Source organism: Actinomadura sp. 21ATH (assembly GCF_041951345.1).
Lineage (GTDB): Bacteria > Actinomycetota > Actinomycetes > Streptosporangiales > Streptosporangiaceae > Spirillospora.
This window is the reverse complement of the sequence record NZ_JBGNUR010000015.1, coordinates 165,420-172,610: the sequence shown is the minus strand read 5'-3', so window position 1 is coordinate 172,610 and position 7,191 is coordinate 165,420. Positions and strand designations below refer to the sequence as shown.

Genomic DNA, 7,191 nt, shown 5'->3' with positions numbered 1-7,191 from the left:
GCGGGGTCTGGAAGGACCTGACCGACAACGTCAACTCGATGGCCAACAACCTGACCACGCAGGTCCGCGGGATCGCCCAGGTCACCACGGCGGTCGCCGAGGGCGACCTGGGCAAGAAGATCACCGTCGGCGCGCAGGGCGAGATCCTGCAGCTGAAGCTGACGGTCAACCAGATGGTCGACACGCTGTCGGCGTTCGCCGACGAGGTCACCCGCGTCGCCCGCGAGGTCGGCACCGAGGGCCGGCTGGGCGGCCAGGCGCGGGTCCCCGGCGTGAGCGGCGTGTGGAAGGACCTGACGAACAACGTCAACGGGATGGCCTCGAACCTGACCTACCAGGTCCGCAACATCGCCCAGGTCACCACGGCGGTCGCGCAGGGCGACCTGACGAAGAAGATCACCGTGGACGCCCAGGGCGAGATCCTGGAGCTGAAGGACACCATGAACACGATGGTGGACCAGCTGTCGGCGTTCGCCGACGAGGTCACCCGGGTGGCCCGCGAGGTCGGTTCGGAGGGCCGGCTGGGCGGCCAGGCCACCGTCCGGGACGTCAGCGGGGTCTGGAAGGACCTGACCGACAACGTCAACTCGATGGCCAACAACCTGACCACGCAGGTCCGCGGGATCGCCCAGGTCACCACGGCGGTCGCCGAGGGCGACCTGGGCAAGAAGATCACCGTGGACGCGCAGGGCGAGATCCTGCAGCTCAAGGACACCATCAACCAGATGGTCGACACGCTGTCGGCGTTCGCCGACGAGGTCACCCGCGTCGCCCGCGAGGTCGGCACCGAGGGCCGGCTGGGCGGGCAGGCGCTGGTGCCCGGCGCCGGCGGCATGTGGAAGAACCTGACCGACAACGTCAACGGGATGGCGTCCAACCTGACCTACCAGGTCCGCAACATCGCCCAGGTGGCGACGGCGGTCGCGCACGGCGACCTGACCCGGCGGATCGACGTGGACGCCCAGGGCGAGATCCTGGAGCTGAAGACCACGCTGAACACCATGGTCGACACGCTGTCGTCGTTCGCCTCGGAGGTCACCCGGGTGGCCCGCGAGGTGGGCATCGAGGGCCGGCTGGGCGGGCAGGCCGAGGTCGAGGGCGTGTCGGGCACCTGGAAGCGGCTGACCGAGAGCGTGAACGAGCTGGCCGGCAACCTGACCACGCAGGTGCGGGCGATCGGCGAGGTGGCCAGCGCGGTCGCCACCGGCGACCTGAGCCGCAACATCACCGTCGGGGCGCGCGGCGAGGTCGCCGAGCTCAAGGACAACGTCAACCTGATGGTCGCCACCCTGCGCGAGACCACCCGGGCCAACGAGGAGCAGGACTGGCTCAAGACCAACCTGGCCCGGATCGGCGGGCTCATGCAGGGCCACCGCGACCTGATGCAGGTCGCCGAGCTGATCATGCGGGAGCTGACGCCGACGGCCAACGCCCAGTACGGCGCGTTCTACCTGGCCGACCACTCCGGCGAGGAGACCGAGCTGGCGCTGATCGCCGGGTACGGGGTGCGCAAGGGCCGGGCCGGGTCGGTGCGGTTCGGGCTGGGCGAGGGCCTGGTGGGGCAGGCGGCGGCCGAGCACCGCACGATGCTGATCGCCGACGCCCCGGCCGACTACATCAAGATCGGCTCGGGGCTGGGCGAGGCCGGCCCGGTGAACATCATCGTGATGCCGATCATGTTCGAGGACTCGGTGCTGGGCGCGATCGAGCTGGCCTCGTTCAGCCGGTTCACGGACGTCCACCTGGCGTTCTTCAGCCAGCTGATCGAGACGATCGGCGTCACGCTCAACGCGATCAGCGCCAACGCCCGGACCGAGTCGCTGCTGTCGGAGTCGCAGCGGCTGGCCCAGGAGCTCCAGGAGCGCTCGGACGAGCTCCAGCGCCAGCAGGGCGAGCTGCGCAACTCCAACACCGAGCTGGAGGAGAAGGCGGCGCTGCTGGCCCAGCAGAACCGCGCGATCGAGATCCAGAACTTCCAGATCGAGCAGGCCCGGCGGACGCTGGAGGAGCGCGCCGAGCAGCTGGCGATCTCCTCGCGGTACAAGTCGGAGTTCCTGGCGAACATGTCGCACGAGCTGCGCACGCCGCTCAACAGCCTGCTGGTGCTGGCCAAGCTGCTGTCGGAGAACCCGAGCGGCAACCTCACCGACAAGCAGGTGGAGTTCGCCCGGACGATCCACGACTCCGGCACCGACCTGCTGGAGCTGATCAACGACATCCTGGACCTGGCCAAGGTCGAGGCCGGGAAGATGGAGCTGCACCCGCAGCGGCTGGCGGTGTCCGGGCTGGTCGACTACGTGGACGCCACGTTCCGGCCGCTGGCGGTCGACAAGGGCCTGCACTTCGGGGTGGACGTCTCCCCCGAGGTGCCGGGGTCGCTGTACACCGACGAGCAGCGGCTGCAGCAGGTGCTGCGTAACCTGCTGTCCAACGCGGTCAAGTTCACCTCCGAGGGCGACGTCCGGCTGCGGATCGAGCGGGCGGGCGACATCAGCTTCACGCTGCCGGCGCTGTGGAACACCCCGGACGTGATCGCGTTCCGGGTGATCGACACCGGGATCGGGATCAGCGCCGACAAGCTCCAGGTGATCTTCGAGGCGTTCCAGCAGGCCGACGGGACTACCAGCCGCCGCTACGGCGGCACCGGGCTGGGCCTGTCGATCAGCCGCAACATCGCCCGGCTGCTGGGCGGTGAGATCCACGCCGAGAGCGAGCCGGGCCGGGGCAGCGTGTTCACGCTGTACCTGCCGGCGCAGTACTCCGAGCCGGACGGCCGGCGGCGCTCGGTGCTGCCGGACGAGCCGGTGCCGGCGGCGGTGACCGCGTCCGCGACCGACCCGGGCGGCGCCGCGGCGCCGCCCGTGGAGCCGGTCCTGCCGGCCGATCAGCCGGCGCCGGCCGGGGAGCGGCCCGAGGAGGCCGAGCCCGCGCTGACCGGGCTCCTGGACGAGCCGCCCGCCGACTTCCTCGACACGGTGCTGTCGGGCCGCAAGGTGCTGATCGTCGACGACGACGTCCGCAACGTCTTCGCGCTGACCAGCGTCCTGGAGGGCTACGGCATGGAGGTGCTGTACGCCGAGGACGGGCAGGCCGGCATCGACGTGCTGCACCGCAACCCGGACGTGGCGCTGGTGCTGATGGACGTCATGATGCCCGGCCTCGACGGGTACGCGACGACCGCCGCGATCCGCGAGATGCCGCAGTTCGCCGAGCTGCCGATCATCGTGATCACGGCCAAGGTGATGAAGGGAGACCGTGAGAAGAGCCTGGCCTCCGGCGCGTCGGACTACGTTCCGAAGCCGGTGGACGTGGACCATCTTCTGGACGTCATGCGCAACTGGCTGCAGCCGTCCATCGTCCGCTGACCATAGGATCACGCGGAACGATCACGCGGGGCCCGGAGCGATCGGAGAAGAGCAAGCGTGGACGACAAGGCGAAGATCCTGCTCGTGGACGACCGCGAGGAGAACCTCATCGCGCTGGAGGCCATCCTCAGCTCGCTCGATCAGGATCTGGTCCGGGCCCGGTCCGGTGAGGAGGCGCTCAAGGCGCTGCTGACCGACGAGTACGCCGTGATCCTGCTGGACGTCGTGATGCCGGGGATGGACGGCTTCGAGACCGCCCGCGACATCAAGCGCCGGCGCAAGACCCGCGATCTGCCGATCATCTTCCTGACGGCGGTCAACAGCGACCCCGACTACGCGTTCCGCGGGTACGCGGCGGGCGCGGTCGACTTCATCTCCAAGCCGTTCGACCCGTGGGTGCTGCGGGCGAAGGTGTCGGTGTTCGTGGAGCTGCACAACAAGAACAAGCAGCTGCGCGACCAGACGAACCTGCTGCGCGAGCAGGCGGCGCTGCTGCGCGAGCAGGCCGCGCTGCTGCAGGCCCGGCCGTCCACCGATCCCAGCCGGGAGCCGGGCACCGTGCCGGAGGGCGAGGCGCGGGCGGCCGCGGAGCTGTCGGCGCGGCTGGACGCCGTCCAGGAGCAGCTGGAGTCGGTGGGCAAGCGGGTGCCGGCGACGCTGCGGGAGGACTTCGCGGAGCTGGACCGCCGGGTGGCCGAGCTGCGCACGACCGTCACCGGCGACGAGGACCCGGCGGGCTGACCGCCCGGCCGGGTCCCGGTCGCGCCCGGGTCAGGAGGCGGGCTGGGCGGCCAGCTTCGCGCGGGCGGCGGCGATGCGGGCCAGCGTCCGCTCGCGGCCGAGGATCTCCAGGGACTCGAACAGCGGCAGCCCGACCGTGCGGCCCGTGGCGGCCACCCGGACGGGGGCCTGCGTCTTGCCCAGCTTGAGGCCCTGCTCCGCGCCGACCCGCTCCAGCCGGTCCTTGAGCTCACCGGCCTCCCAGGGGGCGTCCCGGTAGGCGTCCTCGGCGGCGGCGAGGATCTCGGCCGCCGGGCCCTTCATGGCCTTCTTCCAGGACTGCTCGTCGTGGGGCGGCTCGTCCAGGAACGCGAAGTCGACCATCGGCACGATCTCCGACAGCAGCGCGACGCGGGTCTGCGCCAGCGGCGCCAGCTTCGCGAACACCCCCATGTCCACCTCGAACGGGGCGCCCTCCAGGAACGGCAGGCAGGCGGCGGTGAAGTCCTCGACCGCCAGGGCCCGGATGTACTCGCCGTTGAACGCGCGCAGCTTCTTCTCGTCGAAGAACGCAGGCGAGGAGTTGACGTCCTCGATCCGGAACTCCTCGACGATCACCTCCCACGGCACGATCTCGCGGTCGCCGGACGGCGCCCAGCCCAGCAGCATCAGGTAGTTGCGCATGGCCTCGGCGAGGTAGCCCTCGTCCCGGTAGTCCTCCAGGGCGACCTTGTCGCGGCGCTTGGACAGCTTCTGCCGCTTCTCGTTCACGATCACGGGGACGTGCGCCCAGACCGGCGGCTCGCCGCCGAGCGCCTCCCAGAGCAGCTGCTGCTTGGGCGCGTTGGACAGGTGCTCCTCGCCGCGGACGACGTGGGTGATGCCCTGGCTCATGTCGTCCACGGCGTTGGCCAGCAGGAACGTCACCGAGCCGTCGGCGCGGGCGATGACGAAGTCCTCCAGCACGGCGTTCTCGAAGACGGGCTTGCCGCGCAGCAGGTCGACCACGGTGGTCTGGCCCTCGTCGGGCGTGCGGAACCGCAGCGCCCGGCCCGGCCCCGGCTCCAGGCCGCGGTCGCGGCAGAAGCCGTCGTAGCCCTTGTGCTGGTCACCGGTCCGGGCGATCACGTCGTCGCGGGTGCAGTCGCAGTAGTACGCGCGCCCCGCGTCGATGAGCGTGCGGGCGGCCCCGGCGTGCTTGTCGGCGTTGGCCGACTGGAAGTAGGGGCCCTCGTACTGCCCGCCGTCGATCCCGAGCCAGGCCATCGCCCGGATGATCCCCTCGGTCCACTCGGGGCTGTTGCGGGAGGCGTCGGTGTCCTCGATCCGCAGGACCAGCGTCCCGCCCGACTGCGCGGCCATCACCCAGTTGAACAGGGCGGAGCGAGCACCCCCCACATGGAACATCCCCGTGGGGGACGGGGCGAAGCGGACACGGATCGAAGACGTTGAAGACATGCCCCAAGCGTAGAACGCCCCGCAACCGGTTTGCGCCGAGCCATGCCCGGGGCATGTCCCCCGTCGTTCCCTGTCGTTCCCCGCGGCGTCAGGGCTTCCAGTGCGGGTCGCGGCCGGCCATGCCGAGGAGGCGGTCGAGCAGCGGCGCCGATTCCGGCACCTTCACCTCCGCGCCGAACGCCCCGTACCGCCGGCCCATCTCCGCGGTCGGCTCCAGCTCCTCGTACGCGGCCCGGACGAGGTCGTCGGGGATGGCTGGGTCCTGGCCGGTGGCGACGGCGAGGTCCCAGCCGTGCAGGACGAACTCGCCGAGCATCATCCCGCCGATGACGGCCGCCGGCATGCCGTCCGGGTCGCCGGTGAGGCTGGTGTTCCCCTCCCAGGCGGCCGGGTCGGTCCACGCCTCGGCGCTCTTGCGGGCCAGGTCGGCGTACAGGTCGGCCCAGCCGGCGTCCGCGGTGAAGTCGTGGCCCTCCGCGGGGCCGCCGGCGGGCGGCGGCTGCTTGCGGGCGGCGCCCTCGCTCCGGCCCGTCCAGAAGATCGTGTGGTTGAGCAGGGCCCGGACGTCCCACTCCGGGCACGGGGTGGGCCCGTCCAGCGCCCCGGCCGGGACCCCCCGCACGATCCGCGTCGCGGTCTCCGCCGCCGGCGGCATCATCTCCCGGAACTCCATGGCGAACTCCCATTCTCGATCATGTGTTCGAATGCGGGTCCAGGTTAGCCCGGCCGCCGCCCGGCGGTCTTGAAAAAACGCGACACGGGCTCCGCCGGCCCCGGAGTCGTAACCTGGGGGCATGGCCCGGACGATCCCGCCCGAGAGCCCGTCCGGCGTGCTCAACGCCCGCGCGGCCCGGGAGAGCTTCCAGGTCACCAGGACCGCGCCGCCGCCGGAGCTGGCGCCGTACGTCGACTACTTCTGGGTCCTGGTGTGGGACCTGCGCGGCCGCGAGCCCCACCGCCAGCGGGTACTGACCCGGCCCAGCGTGCACATGACGTTCACCGGCTACTGGACGGCCGGGACGACCCGGGACCGGATCGTCGGCGTGGTCCGCGACGAGTTCGTCGAGGAGATCTCCGGTGATGGGCGCGTGGTCGGGGCCGGCTTCCTGCCCGGCGGGTTCCGGCCGTTCCTGGGGGCGCCGGTGGCGGGCATCACCGGCCGGATGCTCGCCGTGGACGAGGTGTTCGGGCCCGTCGGCCGCGCGCTCGGCGCGGAGATCGCCGGGCTCCGGGACGCGGGCGCGGCCCTGGCCCGGCTGGAGTCGTTCCTGCTCGAACGGCGCCCGGCCGCGCCGGACCCGCAGGCGGAGCGGGCCGCGCGGGCGGTCGCGCACGTCGCCGCGCGGCCGGCGCTGGTCCGGGTCGGCGAGCTGGCCGCCGATCTCGGCATCGGGCAGCGCAGCCTGCAGCGGCTCTTCCAGGAGTACGTGGGGATCGGCCCGAAGTGGGTGATCCGGCGGTACCGGATGCTGGAGGCGGCCGAGCGGGCCGCGGCGGGCACCGGCGTCGACTGGGCGGAGCTGGCGGCCGAGCTCGGCTACGCCGACCAGGCGCACTTCACCCGCGAGTTCACCGCCGCGGTGGGCACCTCCCCCGCCCGCTACGCCCGGGCCCAGGACGGCGCGTGAGCGCGGCCGCCTGAGAAGAT

5 protein-coding genes are annotated in these 7,191 nt (G+C 71.8%); 3 read left to right on the top strand and 2 right to left on the bottom strand.

The features are described 5' to 3' along the window. Positions 1-3,365 (top strand): HAMP domain-containing protein (locus ACA361_RS32960; protein ID WP_375018554.1); only part of this gene is annotated, 3,365 nt, incomplete at its 5' end. A 57-nt stretch (positions 3,366-3,422) separates the two neighbouring features. After that, positions 3,423-4,106: a two-component system response regulator gene (locus ACA361_RS32955; protein WP_375018552.1), complete on the top strand. Its 684-nt coding sequence runs from the start codon at positions 3,423-3,425 to the stop codon at positions 4,104-4,106. A 30-nt stretch (positions 4,107-4,136) separates the two neighbouring features. On the opposite strand, the gene gltX is transcribed toward ACA361_RS32955, so the two are convergent. Next, on the bottom strand, positions 4,137-5,543 hold the full coding sequence (gene gltX / locus ACA361_RS32950) for a glutamate--tRNA ligase (RefSeq protein WP_375018550.1): 1,407 nt from the start codon (positions 5,541-5,543) through the stop codon (positions 4,137-4,139). 88 nt (positions 5,544-5,631) lie between these two features. Continuing rightward, positions 5,632-6,216, bottom strand: coding sequence for a TIGR03086 family metal-binding protein (locus ACA361_RS32945; RefSeq protein ID WP_375018548.1), 585 nt, complete (start codon positions 6,214-6,216; stop codon positions 5,632-5,634). Between the two features lie 121 nt (positions 6,217-6,337). Between ACA361_RS32945 and ACA361_RS32940 the strand changes: the two genes are divergently transcribed. After that, positions 6,338-7,171, top strand: a complete 834-nt coding sequence (locus tag ACA361_RS32940) for a helix-turn-helix domain-containing protein (protein ID WP_375018546.1) — start codon at positions 6,338-6,340, stop codon at positions 7,169-7,171. The last annotated feature ends 20 nt before the right edge of the window (positions 7,172-7,191 follow it).

Coding starts and splice junctions, on each gene's coding strand:
- gltX (WP_375018550.1), bottom strand. CDS start 5,543: ATGTCTTCAACGTCTTCGATCCGTGTCCGCTTCGCCCCGTCCCCCACG.
- ACA361_RS32945 (WP_375018548.1), bottom strand. CDS start 6,216: ATGGAGTTCCGGGAGATGATGCCGCCGGCGGCGGAGACCGCGACGCGG.
- ACA361_RS32940 (WP_375018546.1), top strand. CDS start 6,338: ATGGCCCGGACGATCCCGCCCGAGAGCCCGTCCGGCGTGCTCAACGCC.